Source organism: Oryzibacillus soli (assembly GCF_051594765.1).
Classification (GTDB): domain Bacteria; phylum Bacillota; class Bacilli; order Paenibacillales; family NBRC-103111; genus Paenibacillus_AR.
On the sequence record NZ_JBPPGJ010000010.1, the window covers coordinates 101336 to 122264 of the forward strand.

General features: G+C 52.0%; 18 protein-coding genes and 1 tRNA gene. 6 read left to right on the plus strand and 13 right to left on the minus strand.

All coding sequences use genetic code 11. The annotated features are described in order from the left end of the window. Nucleotides 1-834: a DUF3231 family protein gene (locus ACSEXW_RS15215; RefSeq protein ID WP_438447025.1), complete on the minus strand. Its 834-nt coding sequence runs from the start codon at nt 832-834 to the stop codon at nt 1-3. A 132-nt stretch (nt 835-966) separates the two neighbouring features. After that, the gene (locus ACSEXW_RS15220) at nt 967-1884 is read right to left on the minus strand and encodes a VOC family protein (protein ID WP_438447026.1); all 918 of its coding nucleotides are present in this window, start codon (nt 1882-1884) and stop codon (nt 967-969) included. A 263-nt stretch (nt 1885-2147) separates the two neighbouring features. Between ACSEXW_RS15220 and ACSEXW_RS15225 the strand changes: the two genes are divergently transcribed. The 3 genes from ACSEXW_RS15225 to ACSEXW_RS15235 all read left to right on the plus strand — a co-directional run bounded on the left by ACSEXW_RS15225 (nt 2148) and on the right by ACSEXW_RS15235 (nt 5460). Next, the gene (locus tag ACSEXW_RS15225) at nt 2148-3557 is read left to right on the plus strand and encodes an ABC transporter substrate-binding protein (RefSeq protein WP_438447027.1); all 1410 of its coding nucleotides are present in this window, start codon (nt 2148-2150) and stop codon (nt 3555-3557) included. A 69-nt stretch (nt 3558-3626) separates the two neighbouring features. Next, the gene (locus ACSEXW_RS15230) at nt 3627-4607 is read left to right on the plus strand and encodes a carbohydrate ABC transporter permease (protein WP_438447028.1); all 981 of its coding nucleotides are present in this window, start codon (nt 3627-3629) and stop codon (nt 4605-4607) included. Then, entirely contained in the window at nt 4600-5460 is an 861-nt protein-coding gene (locus ACSEXW_RS15235; RefSeq protein ID WP_438447029.1) for a carbohydrate ABC transporter permease, read from the plus strand. The genes ACSEXW_RS15230 and ACSEXW_RS15235 overlap by 8 nt, the downstream gene beginning before the upstream one ends. 64 nt (nt 5461-5524) lie before the next feature. Here ACSEXW_RS15235 and ACSEXW_RS15240 read toward each other — a convergent pair whose 3' ends face one another. The 5 genes from ACSEXW_RS15240 to ACSEXW_RS15260 form a co-directional block, all read right to left on the minus strand. Beyond that, nucleotides 5525-7708 carry a pectate lyase family protein gene (locus ACSEXW_RS15240; protein ID WP_438447030.1) on the minus strand — a complete coding sequence of 728 codons (2184 nt, stop codon included), beginning with the start codon at nt 7706-7708 and terminating at the stop codon, nt 5525-5527. Between the two features lie 221 nt (nt 7709-7929). Beyond that, nucleotides 7930-8700, minus strand: coding sequence for a sensor domain-containing protein (locus ACSEXW_RS15245; protein ID WP_438447031.1), 771 nt, complete (start codon nt 8698-8700; stop codon nt 7930-7932). Nucleotides 8701-8873: 173 nt separating this feature from the next. After that, nucleotides 8874-9755 (minus strand): TIGR02452 family protein, encoded by an 882-nt coding sequence (locus ACSEXW_RS15250; RefSeq protein WP_438447032.1) that lies wholly within the window; start codon nt 9753-9755, stop codon nt 8874-8876. 4 nt (nt 9756-9759) lie between these two features. Further along, complete coding sequence (gene ybiA, locus ACSEXW_RS15255; protein WP_438447033.1) at nt 9760-10245, minus strand: riboflavin biosynthesis intermediates N-glycosidase; 486 nt, start codon at nt 10243-10245, stop codon at nt 9760-9762. A 20-nt stretch (nt 10246-10265) separates the two neighbouring features. Further along, nucleotides 10266-11171 (minus strand): NUDIX hydrolase, encoded by a 906-nt coding sequence (locus tag ACSEXW_RS15260; RefSeq protein ID WP_438447034.1) that lies wholly within the window; start codon nt 11169-11171, stop codon nt 10266-10268. A gap of 267 nt (nt 11172-11438) precedes the next feature. Between ACSEXW_RS15260 and ACSEXW_RS15265 the strand changes: the two genes are divergently transcribed. Further along, on the plus strand, nt 11439-12002 hold the full coding sequence (locus ACSEXW_RS15265) for an excalibur calcium-binding domain-containing protein (RefSeq protein WP_438447035.1): 564 nt from the start codon (nt 11439-11441) through the stop codon (nt 12000-12002). Between the two features lie 683 nt (nt 12003-12685). Here the strand turns inward: ACSEXW_RS15265 and ACSEXW_RS15270 are convergent. The 6 genes from ACSEXW_RS15270 to ACSEXW_RS15295 form a co-directional block, all read right to left on the minus strand. Then, complete coding sequence (locus tag ACSEXW_RS15270; protein WP_438447036.1) at nt 12686-13582, minus strand: ATP-grasp domain-containing protein; 897 nt, start codon at nt 13580-13582, stop codon at nt 12686-12688. 17 nt (nt 13583-13599) lie between these two features. Then, nucleotides 13600-14385, minus strand: coding sequence for a TatD family hydrolase (locus tag ACSEXW_RS15275; RefSeq protein WP_438447037.1), 786 nt, complete (start codon nt 14383-14385; stop codon nt 13600-13602). 7 nt (nt 14386-14392) lie between these two features. Further along, complete coding sequence (locus ACSEXW_RS15280) at nt 14393-14959, minus strand: RNA 2'-phosphotransferase (RefSeq protein WP_438447038.1); 567 nt, start codon at nt 14957-14959, stop codon at nt 14393-14395. Nucleotides 14960-15202: 243 nt separating this feature from the next. Beyond that, nucleotides 15203-15994, minus strand: a complete 792-nt coding sequence (locus ACSEXW_RS15285; protein ID WP_438447039.1) for a nucleotidyltransferase domain-containing protein — start codon at nt 15992-15994, stop codon at nt 15203-15205. Nucleotides 15995-16028: 34 nt separating this feature from the next. Beyond that, nucleotides 16029-17531, minus strand: coding sequence for a TROVE domain-containing protein (locus ACSEXW_RS15290; protein WP_438447040.1), 1503 nt, complete (start codon nt 17529-17531; stop codon nt 16029-16031). 254 nt (nt 17532-17785) lie between these two features. After that, nucleotides 17786-17849: transfer RNA gene (locus ACSEXW_RS15295), tRNA-Ser, on the minus strand. Between the two features lie 201 nt (nt 17850-18050). Between ACSEXW_RS15295 and ACSEXW_RS15300 the strand changes: the two genes are divergently transcribed. Both ACSEXW_RS15300 and ACSEXW_RS15305 read left to right on the plus strand, forming a co-directional pair. Further along, the gene (locus ACSEXW_RS15300) at nt 18051-19112 is read left to right on the plus strand and encodes an AAA family ATPase (protein WP_438447041.1); all 1062 of its coding nucleotides are present in this window, start codon (nt 18051-18053) and stop codon (nt 19110-19112) included. A gap of 2 nt (nt 19113-19114) precedes the next feature. Beyond that, nucleotides 19115-20926, plus strand: a complete 1812-nt coding sequence (locus ACSEXW_RS15305) for a DUF2201 family putative metallopeptidase (RefSeq protein ID WP_438447042.1) — start codon at nt 19115-19117, stop codon at nt 20924-20926. Nucleotides 20927-20929 lie beyond the last annotated feature (3 nt).

Sequence of the window (20929 nt, forward strand, 5' to 3'; positions counted from 1 at the left end):
TTACACTTCAGCCAGCTGCTTATGGCGGTCCATCTGCGGAGGCTCTTCCAACCAGCCGTTCCGGATCATCATCTTCGCCGCTTCATGGGCATACTCGAAGATATCCTTCATGAAGATCGTCATCTTGGCCGGCAGATCATTCCGCAAGCTGAACACTGTCCCCAAGGAGTTCCCCCCCAAGGAAAAGCTGCAGAATAAGCTGACGCAGTACATCATGAGCTTATCCGAAAAAGGGGGGACCGTGGACTCCGTCGCATTCCCTCCGGAAGGCAGCGTTGCCGTAACATCGCTTTCCAGCAGGGTTTCGCTCAGCTCCTTAATGATGCTCTTGGCAAGCTCCGCCCCTTGGTAGAAGAACTTCTTCGTCTCCGGCAGCTGGGCGCTCTGTGCGAAGCCCAGAATCATCTGCATCCCAACCGTATTGGATTCAATGGCATGATACAGATGAGCGACTTCTATGGTGTTCAGCGTCCGCTTCTCGCTGAACGGATTCAAGCTGCCCAAATACGCGGTGTCCTTCACAAATTCCACGGATTGGGGCATGGTGGTATACGGTGGGCGCCCGATCAGCCCTCGGTCCAATAGATACTTCGTGCAGATTCGGTACGTCTCCTGTGTGAAGGCCGTCAACTCTTTATACAATGAGATGATGTCCTCACGGAAGGACATGGCGATATTAAGCACATGCAGGGCCATGCTGATCTTCTTCACCAGCCGGATGAACATGATGTCGAACCCGTGATCGTATAGCCTGGGTGCGTCCTTATTGACATCTTGAGCCGTAAATCCAACGGGAATGGGGACCGATGATGTCAGCTGTGGTTGTTCCGACACAGTCGTTTCCTCCCCTGATCCTAGTTTAACTTAATTTGCCACAAAGGATCTCGCCTCATACCACGGTAGATAGTTCTTGAATCCCAGGGACAAAAAAATTCGCCCGGAACCACATCCCGGGCGAGTCCTTTCTTATATCCCCTTATAGGCCTGCCTCAACTCCGCCAGATTGAACTTCTTCATCTGGAGGAACGCCTGCGTGACCCGCTCCAGCTGCTCCGGCGTCCCCTTGCTCATCATCTCGTTCATCTCTCTCGGGACAATCTGCCAGGATACGCCGAACCGGTCCTTCAGCCATCCGCACTGCTCGGCCTCCGGAACGGCGGAGAGCTTCTCCCAATAGGCATCGATCTCCTCTTGGCTATCGCAATAGACCATCAGAGAGACCGCCTCATTGAATTGGAAACGGTGCTCGTGCGCGCTGTCCATCGCGGTGAACCATTGCTGCTCCAGCATGAATTCGGAGAACATGACGGTCCCTTCCCGGTCCGGCTCCATGCCTGCGGGGTAACGGGCGATCATTCCCTGCTTGGAGTTCCGGAAGACGGACTTATAGAACTGCATCGCCTCCTCCGCCCGGCCGCACTGATCGCCGACGAACAACAGCGATGTCACGACCGCAGGCCGATCTCCCCGATCCGGGCCGGCAAGAGTTAACTGCCACGACAACCCGTACCGGTCCTGGATCCAGCCATACCTCTCACTGAACGGATACTTATCCAGCGGCATCAAGGCCATGCCGCCCTCAGATAATCGGTTCCACGCCGTAATGAGCTTCTCTTCCGAATCTTGCACCCGGGAGGGGTCAAAGTACACCGTGAACGAAATCGACGGATTGAGCTTGAAATGCGGCCCGGCACTGATGGCCTGGAACTTCTGTCCCCAGATCTCGAAGGAAACGATCTCACTGTCCCCGGAGGGGGTGTCGCGCAGGGTTGCGACATGCGTAATCCGGGAGTCCGGGAAGATGGACGTGTAGAGCTCGGCTGCTTCCTTCGCCTCTTGGTCGTACCATAAATGCGGAACGATGGTTTGTCCGGAAATCGTCATGAGCTGCTCCTCCTTGGACAGTTAAGTATAAATTCTGCAAGCACGACGGCCTGATTCCGCTCCTCCGTCTTCGCGGAATAGAGCAGGGTTACGGCCCCCTCCTCCGCCCACTTTACCATTATACCCTCACCGGCTGATTCTCCTCTCCTTTTTCCATCCCCAAAAAAAGATGACCTTTTCCCAAACGCCGTACCCTTATGCGCTTTCATGATCCAAGTTACAATGTAAGCAGTTACATTAACAAATATAGGGAGGTTCTTTACTTGAAACGTACATTTGCCGTCTCTACTGCTGCCGTCATGATGCTGTCCGTTCTTGCAGCGTGTGGCTCCGAAAGCTCCGACTCCGGAAGCAGCACCAGTCCTTCGACCAGCCCGGCAGCCGGTACCGCAGCCAGCCCGGCGGCTACATCCGCAGGCAAGACAGGAAGTAAAGTCACCGTCAATCTCTGGTCCTTCACCGACGAAATTCCGAAGATGACAGCCAAGTATCTGGAGACCCATCCGAATGCGAACGTCGAATTCAAAACCACCGTAATCGCCACTACGGAAGGTGCCTATCAGCCGGCTCTTGACCAAGCTCTTGCCGCCGGAGGCAAGGACGCTCCGGATCTCTATGCTGCCGAATCCGCCTTCGTCCTGAAGTACTCCCAAGGCAATGCATCCAGCTATGCAGCGAATTATGCCGACTTGGGCCTGACCGATCAGATGGTCAAGGATGCCGGAATCGCCCAGTATTCCGTGGACATCGGAACCAAGGAAGGCAAGCTGAAGGCCCTCGGTTACCAAGCCACCGGCGGTGCCTTCATCTATCGCCGCTCGATTGCCAAGGACGTATTCGGAACCGACGATCCCGCCGCCATCAAGAAGGAAATCGGCCCTGGTTGGGACAAGTTCTTCGAAGCGGCTGAGAAGCTCAGGAAGAAAAATGTGGCCATCGTATCTGGCGACGGAGATATCTGGCACCCCATCGAGAACAGCTCCGATAAGGGCTGGATCGTGGACGGCAAGCTTCATATCGACCCGAAGCGTGAACAGTTCCTGGACTTCTCCAAGAAGCTGAAGGACAACGGATATTCCAACGATACGAAGGACTGGACAGAGGCATGGTATGCGGACATGTCCGGCACCGGCACCAAACCGGCATTCGGCTTCTTCGGTCCGGCTTGGCTGATCAACTACGTCATGAACGCTCAAGTGAAGGGCACCAACGGCGACTGGGCCGCTACCGAACCGACGACCGGCTTCTTCTGGGGCGGCACTTGGCTGCTCGCCAACAAGGATGTTGTGAAGGATCAAGCCAAGAAACAAGCGGTATCCGACTTTGTGAAGTGGGTCACTCTGGATACCTCCGACACCGGCCTCCAGAACTTCTGGGCCAACGGGACCATGAAGGCAGGAGAGCAAGGCACGAAGGACAGCGTCGCCTCCGCCGTGGTCATGAAGAAATCCAACGGCACCGTTCCGCTGCTCGGCGGCCAGAACATGTTCGACATCTTCGTTCCGGCCAATGCCAACGCATCGGGCAAGAACCTGACTCAGTTTGACGAATCGATCAACCTGATCTGGCGTGACCAGGTGCGCGAATACGCTAACGGCAAGAAGAGCCGGGAGAAGACTCTCGCCGACTTCAAAACACAGGTGAAAGACAAGCTCGATATCAAGAGCCAATAATGGGGCGCCGTAGGGGCGGGTGAGCTTTCCCGCCTCTTTTTTGAGATCATATGCGAGGTGAGAGAGCCCATGCGCCGCAACAAAGTCAGCTATTCGAAGTACGGCTATATCTTCAGCGCTCCCTTTTTATTAGCATTTGCCGTGTTTTCCCTGTACCCCATCCTATATACCGCCGTTATCGGCTTTACGGATATGAAGGGGATCATTCCGAAGCCCATCCATATTCTCGACAACCCGTTCCAGAACTTTTCGGATCTTCTTTTCGACAACCCCTCTTTTCGAAAAGCGATGAGCAACACAGTGTTGCTCTGGATTCTCAACTTCATTCCCCAGATCGTGCTGGCGCTGCTTCTCACGGCCTGGTTTACGAACAGACGCCTGAACATTCGTGGTCAAGGCGCGTTTAAGATTCTCCTCTACATGCCGAATATTATCACGGCAAGTACGATTGCCGTGCTGTTCAGTTCCTTATTCGCTTATCCGATGGGTCCTATCAACAGCTTGTTCCAGACCTTGGGCTGGATTGATGCGCCGGTGAACTTCCTTGCGGACAAGTCCACTGCGCGGGGCGTCGTCGCCTTCATCCAGTTCTGGATGTGGTACGGCAACACCATGATCATCCTGGTCGCAGGGGTACTGGGCATCAACCCCGCTCTCTTCGAGGCGGCGGCGATTGATGGCGCCAGCGGGACGCAGATCTTCTTCCGCATCACCCTGCCGAGTCTTCGGACGATCCTGCTCTATACCCTCATCACTTCCATGATCGGCGGCCTGCAGATGTTCGATATCCCGCAGCTCTTCCTGCTCGGCGGACCGGACGATGCAACGACCACCACTTCTATGTTCATCTACGGGCAAGCGTTCAAGGGCAGCTACCTGTACAACCGCGCAGCGGCAGCCAGCATGATCATGTTCGTGATCGCCGGAGTCTTGTCCGGGCTGCTGTTCTACCTGATGCGCGACCGCGATGCGGCTAAATTCAAGAAGGAAGAGAAGCTGCGGAGAAAAGCTGCGATGGCAGCGGCAAGGGGGGCGGAGCATCATGCTTAATACCGAGAAAAACAGCACCTTTTCCCTGGGCCGTGGCATTAACAAGACGGTAATCTATGTCGTGTGTATGCTGCTCTCCGTCTTGAGCATCCTGCCGTTCTGGATTATGTTCGTCAACGCCACCCGATCCACCCCGGAGATCCAGAGCGGTCTGTCCCTCATTCCCTCCGGCCATCTGATGTCGAACTGGGACGTGCTCATCGGCAAGAGCTTCGACCCCTTCCAGGGGTTCTTGAACTCGTTCATCATCTCCGGCGGTTCGACGCTATTGACCGTCTACTTCTCGTCCCTTACCGCCTACGCGCTGGTGGTCTACAATTGGAGAATGCGGCAGGCCTTCTTCACGATCATCATGTGCGTCATGATGATTCCGGCCCAGGCCAGCGCCATCGGCTTCTATCAATTCATGTATAAGCTGCATTGGACGAACAACTACCTGCCGCTGATTCTGCCTGCCATCGCGGCACCGGCCGTGGTGTTCTTCATGCGCCAGTATCTGCTTGCCACGTTGTCACTCGAGATCGTGGAAGCGGCACGGATCGACGGATCCGGCGAGTTCGCCATCTTCAACAACATCGTCCTGCCGATCATGACGCCGGCCATTGCGACCCAGGCCATCTTCGCCTTCGTCGGCAGCTGGAACAACCTGTTCATGCCGCTCATTCTCTTGACGCAGAAGGAGAAGTACACGCTGCCCATCATGGTAAGCTTACTCCGCGGCGACATCTACAAGACGGAGTTCGGCTCGATCTATCTGGGCTTGGCCTTGACCGTGCTGCCACTCTTCGTGATCTACTTCCTGCTGTCGCGCTATATCATTGCCGGCGTCGCACTCGGAGGGGTCAAGGAGTAACGTTCGAGAAGAAGCAAACCCGACCTTATGGTCGGGTTTATTTGTTAGGGGCCGCTTCGGAGCTTTAATTCAACTTGATATAATAAAGGTTGGTCACACCATCCTTCGTAATGGTATGCGAACCCGAGGGAAGAGGAACGCTGACGATCCCGTTCGTCATGGGATAACTGGTTCCATCGATCTTGATCTTCGTTCCGTCTGCTGAATTGAACACCAGCGTCAGCGTTAAGGCTTCGGTCGTTGTGAAGGAAATGCTGGTTCCGCTCTCGATCTTCAAACACTGCGTCAGCGTCAACCCGCTATAGCTCACGGTTCCCTTAGTGGTCGAGAGATTCCCCGTAATCGTGAAGAAGTCGCTTTTCGTTCCATCCGTGGTAAAGTTATGCACGTACTTCCCGGCGGCCGGCGGCGTCGAGGTCGGGGTTGGTGTCGGCGTTACCGTTGCCGTAGCCGTCGGTGTCGGGGTGGCTGTAGACGTTGGTGTCGGCGTCGGTGTGGCTGTCGCCGTAGGCGTTGGTGTCGGGGTGGCTGTTGCCGTAGGAGTCGGCGTCGGTCCTGTCGGGCTGGAATTCCCTCCTACAGATTCAAGTTGAGTGGTGTAGCTTCTTATTTTGGACATCAGCGCGGTGTTAATGGAATACGAGGTGTCCTCCACCGAGTCATCGAATTCCCATGCAAAGTCTCCCTTACCCAGACGTCCGGCCTGTGCCGTCACGATGGACGCCACCTGGTTCACGGGATCAATATCGGAAGCATCGGCCCCCATATCGACCCTCGTATCAAAGTTATTGTATGTGGTTCCCCCTGACAGCGCCTTGTACGTGCCGGGTACGGCTTCATTTCTCGTGGAAGCGAGGTAAGCGTCGAAGGAGGCTGTATTCGCCGGAGCCGTCCCCGTATTGGAATTGGCATAGATGAGACCGGCGGCATCCACAATCGTATTGTTGTAGGCCTTGATCATCCCTCCGGATTCCCCGGAGAAGGTTCCTTCCCCTAAGGCATCCGTCCCTTGCAGGGAGCTCAGCATCGGATACTTCGTATGTCTGAAATAATTGGATTCCACAAAAGCCGAGGCTCCCGTTGTAACACCGACCCCGTATTTGGCGACTCCGTCGAAGAAGTTATTATAGACATGTACCGAAGCTACTCGGATCCGCGGATGGCGGGAGTCAGAATGGTCAAACCAGTTATGGTGGAAGGTGGCGAAGAACTCCGCCGATTCACTCAACCCGACCAGAGCGGCTTTGCCCGAATCCCAGTAATGATTATACGAGATGGTAATGTATGTAGATCCCTTCTTCAGGTCTGTGGAGCCGTCTCCCTTGGCTTGGTCCGCATCTCCGCCGGCGGTTCCATAGAAGAGATCGTTATGATGCACCCAAACATTGGCATTGCCCGTATCCATAGAGATCCCGTCATCAGGGAACAGCATCAAGCCCAGGTTACGAACCTCCACATTCCCGACATAGCGCAGAAGGATTCCCCATCCGTATGCATACGCATCGTTTCCGATTCCTTCAATGGTCGTGTTCAAGGCCGCGTAATTGTTTTTTCCTTTGACCTCCAGGTATCCGCTGCCGTTGAGCTGCCCGCTCATGTCACTTGCTGTGATCTTTCCAATCAAACGGATGGCCAGCGGTGTCTGGTCATAGCCTTTTTGTCTGAGCGTCAGAATGCTGCCAAGACCGACCCCTTTTTGTACATCGCCCGAGCTGTTGATCTTCACATCAAGGGTTACCGTCTGGGCTGTTTGGGACGTTACATACAGAACCTGGGCCCCGCTCTTCAATGTTCCGTCATCCCGATAAGCGCCCGAACCCGTGCCCAATGGCGAGTTGGATGCAAAAGCAAACCCGGCTCGATCATGGGAGGCCACGGACAACGCCGTCGTGACCGCGCTCTCCGTGGAGCCATTCGATAATCGGGCCTCCACCTTCATGATGTAGCTCCCCGCTGCAAGACCTACGGCATCCGCCCTCCAATAGGCGGGGTACTTCCGGATCAGTTCCGTATCAATCTGCTGATATTGGCTATCCGGCGCAGAGGCGGGCTTCACATACACATTATACCCTTGTGCTTGGCTGACCGGTGACCATTCCACGTACGCCGTTTCATTCCAGCCGCCGCTGCGGGTGATGGACAGACCAGCAGCATGGATGGTATGATTCGGCAGCCCTGCGGTTATTAAGGATACCACTAGAGATAACAGCACCAGCATGCTCAATCTTTTGGCGATCTTCTTCCTCATCAACATTCCTCCATGTTATAAGATAGGTGTACGCTGCTTCAAACCACTTCGCCTCGCTGTCCTCCTTCCGGCCAACTAGGAATTTGAAACCCTTCCATGCAATTGTAAAATATCATAATTGTAAACGTTTCCCATATAATCATTGGCTCACATCGCACAACTCCAGTCATAGAACTGGTCCAAGGATTACCACTTTTATACAAAAAGAAAAAGCCTTCCCGTTATCCGGAGAAGGCTTCTTCCTTGCCGCGCAGGTAGCTGTCCAGGGAAGGGTAGCTGCTGTCTGCTGCTGGTTCTTCCCTTATCATTAAGGTTTCGCTTATTGGTGCGGCTTCTCTTATTGGTGCGGTTTCCCTTATCGTTCCACCTGAAGCTTGTCCGGAAGGAGCAGCGCCCAGCCCATTCAATAAACGTACGGCTGCTTTGGCCAGTCCGTTCAGCACCCCGAGCCCGATCAGCACCATGACCAGCCCGATGCCGGAGACAACCCAGTAACGCTGGTAGTCGGTCAGCTCGGTCAGCAGCACATTCATCACGAGATCATCGTGATATAGGTCTATCCCATAACGGGCCAAGATGATGTACACCGCCGGTGATATCATCATGCAAGCTCCGCATAGCGGGAAAATCACTGCGGATGCGAATTGGAACACCGCCAGCGGCAGCTTCATCATCCAGTACAGCAGCGGCGCATATAATCGAGCCTGCGTGAACATATCCCGGAAGCGGAATGAGCCCAACTCCGCAGGCTCCGGCCGCCCTTGTACTGCTGCAGGCGCCAGCAGCTCCCGCTGCAGGCCCAGGTCGAACCTCATCATGCCGTGCGCCGCACGAATGGCGGCATGCAGGAGCGGAAGCCCGATCCCGATGGGCGTAAGCGCCAGACCCAGTGCGGTGAACGTCACCGTCAGAACAAAGCCGATGATGCTCATGGGCAGCGTAAAGAACAACATGTACGACGTTTGGCTTACATACCGGTTGATACCTTTCACGTTCATCCATCCTTGCGTTCTGTTTTCCCCATTGTAATGAAAAAACAGCCGCCTGGTAACGGACCCGAGTAGTAACACGGCCCCGACTTAGGTCGGGGGTGATGTCTGCGCAAGAGGAAGAAGCGTCATGGAGCATCATAGGCATATGGTGATGGTCCTTCGTTTCCGCTGCTTCAATCGGGACTTCCCCCTAAACAAAACCCACTCTTAAAAGCGTTAAAAGTCTTCTTCCCGTCTGTCTTATCCAGAATCGCAAAAACAATACGGTCAAACAATGTCCCATACTGCTCGTCAATCAACACGTGCTTGAACATTCTGGAAATATCGCTAGGGTTATTCTTAAATACACCGCATCCGAAGGCACCTAAGACAAGACCCTTCGCCCCATGATGAGCCGCCACAGATAGGATATACCGCATTCTCTCCAGCATGACAGGTTCGATCATCTTCACCTTGTCTGGTTCTCGCTCCCGTACGACCCCAGCATTAACAGCCGGTGCGGTAATCATAGAGACAAGATACGGACAATTCAGAAGTCCTCCTGCATCGTCTCGGAACACGGGAACGTTGGGGGAATATATCATATAATCCGAGTAAAAACAGGTTTTCAGACTTCGGTTATAGCTGTACATCTCATCCATTTGGGAGATGCAGGGATATAAGCCAGAAGAACGAGCCAGACTTTCTTCCTGAGCTTGGCTGCCCCCGAGGAACCCGCCGCCGGGATTTTTTGCGGAAGCAAAGTTGAGACATAACGTGTTTCGAATCCCTTCCTTCTGTACAAGCCTCTTCGTCGCAACCAAAGTGGATTCATCGGTTACTTCAATCCTCGGAAGTTCTCCACGTTCATGTCCTAATCTCGTTACCGTTACTTCCTTCATGCCATACAGCACGTCAGGAGAATAAAGCTTCGAGCCTCGAACGGCTAGTTCAACATCATATTCAATCGTGACCTTGTTCCTCTCTGCATCAAGGTAGAACCCCTTGCTTACAATGTCTAGCGTCTCTTTAGCGAACTGCGATCGTATCTCTCTATTGTTAATTGGTGCGTTCATTTTTTCACCCCTGCTCTTCCCGGATCAGATCATCCCTTAATTTCGTCAGAATCTCACCCAGCCAGTTCGTTCCCCTCCATGTTTTGCGGTTCCTAATCCGGGGATCCTCTTCTAGAAGTCCGACACCCCATATACGGTCCGTCGGACTTGCCTCAACCAGTGTTGTGCCTCGTGTGGCAAGCAGCTTCTCAAGCAGGTGTTGGTTCTGGGTGAATTTTGCATCATTTCCTTCGTATACGAACTGCTTGCATTTCATTTCCCATTCATCGCGACGGAAGTTACGCACGGCCCTTCCGAGCTCTTTTTGCTCACGTGGTGTCGGTGCGCTTAGGATCTTAGCTGCGATCTCCTCATCCTGGAACAGCTTTGCCTTTTTATACATCATATATTGTTCAGCACAATTAAACCGAATACCCTCTATCTCAAATGAAGCAGGATGCCATTGGGAAAATGGCGATTCCGTCCGGTAGAAAAACGTGAATGTTTCCATATTCCTTCACCTTCCCATCGTTACTTGTTCTCCCCATTGGGATTCATGCGATACAGCTTTGAGGGGCGGTGCCCCGCATCCTTCGTATATTCATTCGTCTCCTCAACAAGAGGGGCAATTTTCCTCCGGAAGGCTGCAGCCAGAAGCTCTCTCCCAAGGATGAACTCGTATACCTGCTGAAGCTCCGACAATGTAAATAATGGAGGCATGAGATGGAATGCAACGTCCGTGTATTCGATCTTGTTACGTAGCCTTTCAATCGCGTACTCCATGATCTTCGCATGATCGAAGGCTATTCCCTGTGACTCCACGATCTCGCGGCTGACTTTTTTCGATCGACCGCTACATTGGGTTACGACCTTCACCGTTGCAGTAAGTACTGTCTCTTCGTGACCCAATGTGATTCGAATCAGGCGCTCAAACTCGTATCCATCTTCTAGCATCGTCTTCTTCTCTTGAGTAACTTGATAGCGAACCTCAAACCATCGGGCGTCTACTGCGTCATCCCCCGCCCTAACATCAAGCGATGTCCGGTCCACAAGCGCCATATAGGAAGAGCTGACCACCCGTGTTCTTGGGTCACGCCCCACATCCCCCCAGGTAAACAGCTGTTCCATATAGAGATTCTCGATATTGGTTTCGCTCTTCAACTCTCTTCTAGCAGCCTCATCCAGGCTTTCGTGTACCGAAACAAATCCTCCAGGCAGTGCCCATTGCCCCAAATAAGGGTGCTCGCCTCTCTTAATCAGAAGCAGCTGCAGGGATTTCGCCGGCAGCTTCCTGTAATTATCTTGTTGCTTATCAAATACCGTAAAAATGAGCATGTCTACCGTGACCGAGGGACGCTCATACATACTGGCATCATAGCTTTGCATGAACTCCTGCTCCGTCAGTCCATTACGGTCTCGAATATTGGAATTGGCCATTTTCATCACCTAGCGAATGTTATTATCATAATGTTATTATCTAATTGTTATTATATAGATTTGAGTTCTGATGTCAATAGGTGGAAACCACCGTGTTGATAAAGGATGTTGGATTGTGGACTCATAAATGCCTTTTTTTCATGTCTTTTTTTGAAGGAAAATGGTTTTTTTCGACGAACCATTAGGATGATATTACCACCGAGGTCCATCACCATTCGTTATTGACAACGGTGACGAATGGGCCTAGCTCTGGATACGATACGTCTCATGGAGAAATGCAAAGTGAACCTGACGCCGACAAAGAAGGAAGTCGAGGAACTGCGGGTTCGGATGAACCTGGTCCGGAACGAGGAGATCTTGGACAGGCTGTGGAGGGTATACGGTTACGAAAATTGGAAGGGACTTGAACAAATGAAAAAGCCTCTCGTTATCGGAACAATTGCCCTGTCCCTTACGGCATGTGGTGAGTCCGAACCTGCAACGGTCAAGCCAGTTACGTCTGCATCACCATCCGTTGCTGCATCGCATTCTCCATCACCGACTATTTTGCCATCTCCTTCACTAAGCCCGACACCATCCCCAACAACAGCACCTGCTTCATCAAAGCCGTCCTTGGAACCAACGATTCAGGCTCCGTCTTTAAAGCCACCTGCAGCTGCATCAGTAAAACCCGTTGAGACGCCAAAAGCAGCAGTCCAACAGCAAAAAGAAGTCTATTATGCCAATTGCACAGATGCAAAAAACCATGGGGCTTATAATATCCGATATGGAGATCCTGGATATCGTTCTGCTCTAGATCGGGACAACGACGGCGTTGCATGTGAGAAATAGAAACTCCCCCAGCTTATGGGGATACTACAGATAAGGGGACATTCAAGTGCATCTGATTCTGATTTATTTAATTGGTTCTATCTCAAGGATACTGACGGTTATGGCAATCATTAAAGATCCGGTTTTGAAAATTGTAAAGGGTGACTATCGAACTCGAATCACTTCTGCACTTATAATCGCTTTTATTGTTTACTCACTAATTCTAGTGTCCATCTATGGTGCCGGGACGTATTTCAACAATTATTTTATTATTGAATTGCTTGCAGTTACTGTTATATTTTTCTTCGTTCGGTTCCGTTTGTTGTCAAGCACCATTTCCTTTCTAAAGCGTGTTTACATTAGAATTCCATTGGGAATATTAATGTGGTTTATTTTCTTTGGCGGGTACATGAATCTGTTTAAACCGATTGATCCATTTTATGTACTTGCGCTTATATTATCTTCTTATCTAACGTATTTGATTGTCAGAAAACCTAGAAACAAATGACGAGGAAGAGGCGCGGAAGGTCCTGACCCATAACAATAATTGGGGATCTTCTTGAACCGTAGATCCATAAGGAATTGGTTCAGGCCGTGTTCCGCAGGATCATCATCGAAAAAAAAGGACGGCTGGGAGTTGAAGCAGCTCCTAACCGTCTAACTCTCAAATATAGGCATTCGCGCAGTTCAATTAGTTCCTCATCTTATACCTTCATAATCGATTGATAAAACTTCTCCACATTGGCATGACTCGGCAGTCCAGATACTTGTCCGTCGCCAATTTCGATGATCGTCCAATCGCCATTGGCCATTTTGGCTACGTCCATGGTAAAGAAATGGCTTGGAATATCCCTCGCTATTTCTTTGAAAAACTCAAGGTCAGGCGCTTCATCTTGGTAGGCTGCTTCGTCCCAATACTCCGTACACTCAATCAACTGGTGATGTAGAAAAAATAATCGGTACTCATTTGATAAAGGCATTCCGCTTTTGGGGTGCTTAGTGATCTGCTCCAGTTGAATAAACTCTCGTATGACAATGCCACCATTAAGTTCTGAACCTTGCCTGTCCATAAAATTCTGGACGACATACTGAACCCTTTGTTTGTCGGATGCATCCGGTATAAAACAAGCCTCTTCCCACTCATGCTTCCTGGACTTCACGTAATCCTTAATGATAACGGGTCTGCTCCCAAATGTACGTATCTTTTCAAATAAGACGTCAAACCCATTTTCTAATTCATTTATATCGACCCACACGCTATAGGGAGTCGTATTTTGAATAGCTTTATAGAAATAGGGAAAGTAGTGACCGTTCCTATATGCTGAGGGGGAATTTATCAAGATAGCGTTCTTCATCTGTAACGCATCATATAACCGTTCGTAATCAAACGGTTTCAACATCCATCCCCTGTAGATGAAGATTTCGGGGGCATCAAAAAAGGGAACCCGTTTGACCGAATACGTCAAATCCCCTTCAAGAAGTGCCTCCAGCGAAATCAAGTGCACATCCATACCAAGCTTACGTGCACGTTCAAACTCATGTTCATATTCCATGTCTACAACCTTATCGTTCAAAGGATCAGAGCAATACAGAATCTTCATCGGAACTCCCCCACTGTTCAAATACAAAAGAACTTCTTCGTCGTCTCCATAGCGGCCCGGGCGACTTCCTCTTCCCTCTTCCCGATGCTTCGGGCTACCGCTTGCAAGATATGTGGCAAGACCGCAGGCTCGTTGCGTCCATCAGCCGGCTTTTGTTTCAGGTCACGCGGAGTCAAGAACGGGGCATCCGTCTCGATCATGAGCCGGTCCAGGGGAATCGTTCGGACCAGCTCCTTCAGGTGCTTGCCTCTTCGCTCATCGCATATCCAACCGGTAATGCCGATATACAGGCCCATATCGAGATACGCTTTAAGCTCCTCCCGGCTGCCAGTGAAGCAGTGGACTACCGATTTTGGAGTTCCATGCTCCTTCAGGATCGAGACAAAGTCGGCAAAAGCTTCCCGCTCGTGCAGGAACAGCGGCATGTTCATCTCCACGGCCAATTGAATCTGTGCAGCGAACCATTTGCGCTGAACGTCCCGCGGTGAGAAGTCCCGGTTATAGTCCAAGCCGCACTCCCCGATGGCGACTACTTGGGGCAGCGCCGCCAATTCTTTAAGCTTGGTCAACGTTCTCTCATTACAGCTCTTCGCATCATGCGGGTGAACCCCCGCGGTAGCGTACAGCTTACCAGCATAACGGCCGGCATAGCGGGCTGCTTCAATACTGTTCCTTTCGCTCGTTCCCGTAATGATTAGAGGTGAGACGTGATTGGCTAACGCTCGTTCCACCACCTGCTCACGATCCTGATGAAACGAACGGTGCATCAGGTTAACCCCGATATCAATCATGGAATGATTCATATCATACCTACTCCTTTTTCCTCGTATCCGTTGTCTTGCAGCATTCAGAAGGCACGTGGTCAGCCAACCACACCTCATTACCGGCGTAGTAGAACGCGACCCCTAATTGCTGTGCCTTTAACGTATCAATCGTAAGAATCACCAATTCTCCTCTACGGCTTCCGGCCAGCGTTGCAAAATGCGTCCCTTCCGACAGGTGGACATACTGCCGGCTCATGGGGCTTATGCCCTCTCTAAGAATGGAGGATACCGCCATCTTGTTAGTTCCATGGTATAAAACAGCCGGCGGGATCCCCGGAGTATACTGCACCTTATCATGGCTGTGCCCGTACCGTGCCCGAATGCGGTCCCCCTCGATTACAAAGCGCTGCTTATCCGAGTTTTGCACGACCTGCTCTACATCTTCAAGCTTAACCCACGACCATCTCGGTTGGGCTTGAATGGCGTAGAGCAAAACATCCACCGGACACGATCCATCCCCGGTGTTCAGCTCCACACCCAATTCCTCGGGGGTATGGCGAAGAATTTTGGTCATCAGCTTGCTTAAGTTTTTCTCTGTTACTGGATTCAACATCTCGTTCACTTCCTAATGGTTTTATATCCGTAATCTGTTAAGTAGCATTATACCCATTCCCATCGCCTTATGGCTGGGATTGTTTCGTTAGAATCGTTTGCTCTTCATCTCCCACGCAAAAAGTACCCGAACCCCTTCGCAGGGATTCGGATACTCGAAGCCGTTACAACCGCGGGTCGATCTCCCGCTCCTGCGCCACCTCAAACAAGAGGTTCGCGGCGATTTCCTTACAAAATATTCCTTCTAACCCCAAACCTCATGCAGGGCGGAACGGAACAAATCATCCAACCGGTCGTCAAGCTTGGTCTGGGAAGTCCTTGAGTCCGCCGCCACCCGTTCAAAATATTGCAAGCGGTCCTCCAAATACTCGTTGATCGGATTCAACCTGGGCTCGAGGTCCAGTTCATCCCCTGCCTTCTTGCGGGCCAATAGATGCTCGATGGTCTCCCTCAACTCGCTGCCGGCAGGGACTAGGTCATGAACTAATCGTTCGAATTCCATCGGGGGCATCGTATCGGTTTTCTCGATCCACGCACAGGCCAATACCGGACGCAGCACATAGAAGTATTTCTTGATCTTTACTTGTTCTCCCTGAAAATATTCCCGGTAATTTCCTTTTGCCATGTTCAGATAGTGGTACATGCACGATTTCGGCAAGAACGTCAACGGGGATACCCGACGGATCTGTTCAGCAACGGAAGACTCTTCCAAATATTGTATCGGCGATTGCAGCCATTCCAATAAGGGCGGATTAGACTTCCGGAATAACGCCAGCGCCTTCTTCAGATCCCAGCCGTTGATGTCGAGCTTGTTGCTGATCGGCCGCTCGATCACATCTCGGCCCTCGTATATGGATAAGTACCAGTCTCTCGGGCGGACATAGAGGAACCGGACGTCATAATCGCTATCCTTGGAGGGGAACCCCCAAGCCCGGCTTCCGGACTCACAGGCATACAGAACCCTTACTCCTTCCTCCTGTTCAATGTTACGAAGCTCATTTAATATGGTAGGATGCCATTCGGACCAATCGGTCATGTGGATCACTCCTTGCTGTATGGGATGGATCATTTTATTCCCCATCTAGAGCCATCGCGTTAACCTGCTCTGTCATGGAAGCATATCCTTGCACGGATTGTGCAATGTAAGACAACACCGTATCGCTCCAGCCGTAGATGTAGAACGTATGGTGATCCTGCGGCGGTACCATGGCGTACCGGTACGGGGCGATGTCTACCACAAAAGTCTTCACATCCGGGTTAACCTTGGAGCGGTAATGCGCAAGCTCTTGGTAGAACGGGCTGCCGCTATTTTGCTGCTCATCTGTGATGATGATGATCTGATCGACCCGTTTGCGCTCCTGAAACAGCTTCCGAACCGGAGCACCGGTATCTGTTCCGCCGCAAGCACGGATATGCTCCGCTTGACCCAGAATGCTGTCCCGCTTGGAAGGTCTGACATCCCGGACCTCCGTGTTGAAGAGCCAGAAGAGTGAGTTGCCCTTCGTCTTCTTGTACAGAGCCAGCGCGAAGACCGAACCGATCTCCAGATACTGTCCGTCCATGGAACCGGAGATGTCGAGGAAAATCGCCGTGTTCTCGCCTACCTCCGGCAGGTTGCCGAACGTGAGGTCTACTGCGTCCCGCAGAGCATCCCGCAGCTCCGGATGCTCCACTTGCCGGAATGCCGTCGCGAACCGGAACGGCAGGATGTGGGCCCTGCGCAGCGCTTCTTCGTCTGTAATCCGGCTGATCACATAATCAAGATGGTGCTTCTCCTCCAATACGCCTGCCCGCTGCAGTGCATTCAGGTGACGAAGCAGCGCAAACGTCGGCATCTGGTACAGCAGTGCCTCCCATATGGCCTTCGATGGCTTGATAGCACCGGTCACCGTCTCGTATGGAAGCTTCCCCCGTTCAATCCATTCGATCTGCTCCTGCTCGGATGCGGCTACTTTCAACCGCTCGAGCGCTTCTACCTGCGGCAGCAGACCGATATTGGCCTCCAGGCCGCGCAGATAGCGGAATAAGGCCATCTGTTTCATGTCAGACGGCTTCGGATGCGCCGTTGCGATCACATCGCCAAGGCTGTAGCCCCGACCGCGGCCGTTATATTTGACCGCCCAATATTCACTGACGGTAGCCAGAAAACGGTTGACTTGGCGTTTGACAGCACGACCTCCTTCGCCTCTGCCTTGGCCCTTGAGAATCGTCAAGAAATCGAACAGGTCAGACGGAATCCGTACCACCTGGAGGAATATCTTCGCGAACAAGTCCGGCCGGTAAGCCGACAGAATGGCGAGACCAAAGAGCGGCTGCAGTCTCATAAAGCCGGAGTTGCGTGCGAACACGATGGCTTTCGCCATGAAGCTCGGGTTGCCCACCGCCATCTCGTGATGAAGCTGCTCGGCATCGCTCAAGAGCTCATTCTGATCGGCGTAGTACGTATTGCTCATCGTATTGGTCAGAAGGATCTGCAGGTACTGCTCCTCTACAGACCGTGTATAGGCGGGATATTGGTCTTTGTTGCGCGTAGTCGGCTTCAAGGAACCGAACAATTTTTGTGCGAAGCTCATGTTTCAAAACCTCCTGCCCGTTTTCAAGGAAAACGGTAAAATGAGATAACACCGGTGAGGAAAAGGTGAGATAGGCTATTTTGCAGGATTCGAACCTGCCATAATGCCCGGGTATTCCCAATGGTCGCTTGGATGCGAAGTAACCCATCTCTGCGCCTCACCGGCAAGGGTCTGTCATGTAACAAATCAAGATCATCGAGGAAGAAAAGATCGGATAGGTACAGACTGCTCTACCATCTGAGCTATTCCATCTTTCGATGGAAGTTGGACTCGAACCAACGGCAAGTCGCTTAACAGGCGAAGTAACCCATCCATGCGCCTCGATGATCTTCGTCGGCCTTAACCTTTCGGCGTCGACCTTCTGAACCTATCTTCGCTCATTTCAGGGGAAACGAACATGGTGAAAGTATTACGACGTTAGAAATTTTGCCCAACTGTTATAACCAAACTTTACTTATAACGCAAACCGAACCTTATGGTATGATGGCGGTAACCTGATTACTTGGAAGGAATCGATGCATGAATATATCCGCTTCAGTTACATCTAAGCAATTGATGGAGGTTTTACTTAATATCGCTGTCGTTCGCCCCGTCTTTATTTGGGGGCCTCCGGGAGTGGGGAAGTCGTCCCTTGTCCAACAGTTTGCCGACATGGTCGGACTGCCCTGCGTTTCGCTGTTAGGCAGCCAGCTCGCACCGGAGGATCTGATCGGAGTTCCGCAAATTGTGGAGGGGAAGAGCCGTTTTTGTCCTCCCAGCATGATTGCCCGAAGTGAGCCCTATTGTTTGTTCCTGGATGAACTGAATGCTTGTACGCATGAGGTGCAGAAGGCATTTTATAGCCTGATCTTGGAGAAGCGAATCGGAGAATATGTATTGCCGGAGGGTTCCGTTGTGATTGGAGCGGGTAACCGCGCCCAAGACAGTGCGATCGTCAAGCCGATGTCTTCTGCGCTGATCAACCGCATGTTTCATGTTCAATTACGTGTCGCCCACAGGGAATGGTTGGAGTGGGCCTACGACAGCCAAATCCATCCCTTGATCATCTCCTACATTGAAACAAGGCCGGATCACCTGTGGGTTCAGCCCCCTAAACACGAAGAGCCATTCTCCACACCACGTTCATGGCATATGTTAAGTGATGCATTGAAGGAATACGGGGATCAACTGCAGCCGGAAACACTCGATATTCTGGCAACCGGTTGTCTGTCCCCTCATCATGCGGGTCAATTCAAAGCCTTCTTCAAGCAGACCCACAACAAATACAAGCTGAATGCGATTCTGGAAGGTGAAGCCGGATGGCCGCATCAACCGGAGGATCGGGATGTATTATACTTCATGGCGCAATCGTTCCGTGCTCAGTTGATCAAAGAACTGCCGGATTCGAAGGACATCCTGACCGAACATCACAAGAAGCTGGCCCATCGGGCTAAGGCTCTGATCAAAAGTCTGAGCACGATCAGTCTTGAGATTGCCCAGCTAACCGTAGCTAAGGGTGAAAACGGAGATAGTTTACCTGACTGGTTCCTCGTAGAGATCGTCCGTGACCTGCCAAGGCTTGTACAGAAAAAGGAAGCTTGAAGATGGCAAAGTCAAAATCCAGAGAGTTAGACCCGGCGACGAAGTCCTATACTGAGGGGCTCCAATTCATAAGTAACCATCCCATGTTCGCCCCCCTAGCATCTCATGCGCGGTTCGTCCGACAGGAAGGCAACCTTTGCCCGGATCATGGCTGGGCTATCACAACCAGCAATGGACATATTCACGTCCATCCGAAGCGAAGAGCACTCCCCGAAGAGTGGGTTTATATCCTTGCTCATGCCCTGCTGCATCTGGGATTTGGGCACTTTCGGGTCATGGATCGCCAAGATCTATGGAACGCAGCGTGCGACAGTTTTATTGCCAAGTTCCTCTTTGATATGAAGCTTGGAAAGCCACCGGAAGGCATGGAAGGGCGAGTCGAGATTGCATCTGCTAGCGAGGAGGAGCTGTACGACAGCTTCGTGGAAAGAGGGCTTCCTCCCTCCTACTATCACTTGGGAACAGCGGGACATGGGTATCAGGATATGATTATCGCTCCCCGCGCATCAGCCCCATCCTACTGGAGCAACAAGGATGTCAACTGGCAGGACTGTCTGGGCAAGGGGCTAGCAATGGCGGTAACCAGCGCGGTCAATGTAACGGCGGGATATGAAGCTTACTTGGGTGCCAACAAGGATGTAAAGTCACCTGCGCAGAAGGCCCGCCATTGGTTCATCAGCAGTTACCCTCTCATGGGAGCTATGGCGGCAGATTTTCAAATTATCGAAGATCCCATCCTGTGCGCCCGCCTGTCCATTTCGGTAGCGGCTGTTGATGCGGAGGCCAAGGAAATCTATGTGAACCCTGCGGCAGGCCTGGACGAGCAAGAATGCCGCTTCGTGCTGGCCCATGAATTTCTGCATGTGGGACTACGGCATCATGCGCGTGCCGACGGACGAGATCCCTATTTATGGAATGTGGCTTGCGACTACGTCATCAATCAATGGCTCATTGAGATGGGCCTTGGTGCCTTCCCGAGAATCGGGGGACTCCATGACCCGGAGCTGCAAGGGTTATCGGCAGAGTCCGTCTATGATCGCATCGTGAGCGATATCCGGCTCTACCGCAAGGTAGCAACATTCCGGGGAGTTGGCCTTGGAGATCTATTGACTCCGCAGACACCGGACTGGTGGAACCGCAGTGACGGAATGACACTGGATGAATTTTACCGCAGCTGTCTAAGTCAAGGCCTCGACTACCATTATGATCAGAATAGAGGGTTTCTCCCTGCAGGGTTAATAGAAGAGATCCGCGCCCTTTCCCAGCCCCCGATCTTATGGGACGTCGAATTGGCCAAATGGTTCGATCACTATTTCTCTCCGTTGGAGAAGGTTCGCACCTACTCTAGAATCAGCCGAAGGCAATCCTCTACGCCGGATATTCCAAGACCCCGATGGGTACCGGATTCGGGAGAAGAAGACGGCCGTACCTTTGGTGTCGTGCTGGACACTTCCGGTTCCATGGACACCAAGCTGTTAGGAAAAGCCCTCGGAGCCATCGCCAGCTACAGCATATCGCGCGATGTCCCGCTTGTTCGGGTCATTTTCTGTGACGCGGCGGTCTATGACCAAGGTTATCTAGCGCCCGAAGTTATTGCGGACCGGGTGTCCGTCAAAGGGAGAGGCGGCACGATTTTGCAGCCGGCCATCGACCTTTTGGAGCATGCAGAGGATTTTCCTAAGAAGGGACCGATCTTGGTTATCACGGACGGTTTTTGCGATCGGCTGCATATCCATCGGGAGCATGCGTTTTTGATCCCAAAGGGCCAGCACTTGCCTTTTGTACCTAAAGGCAAGGTTTTCAGAATGGATTAACAA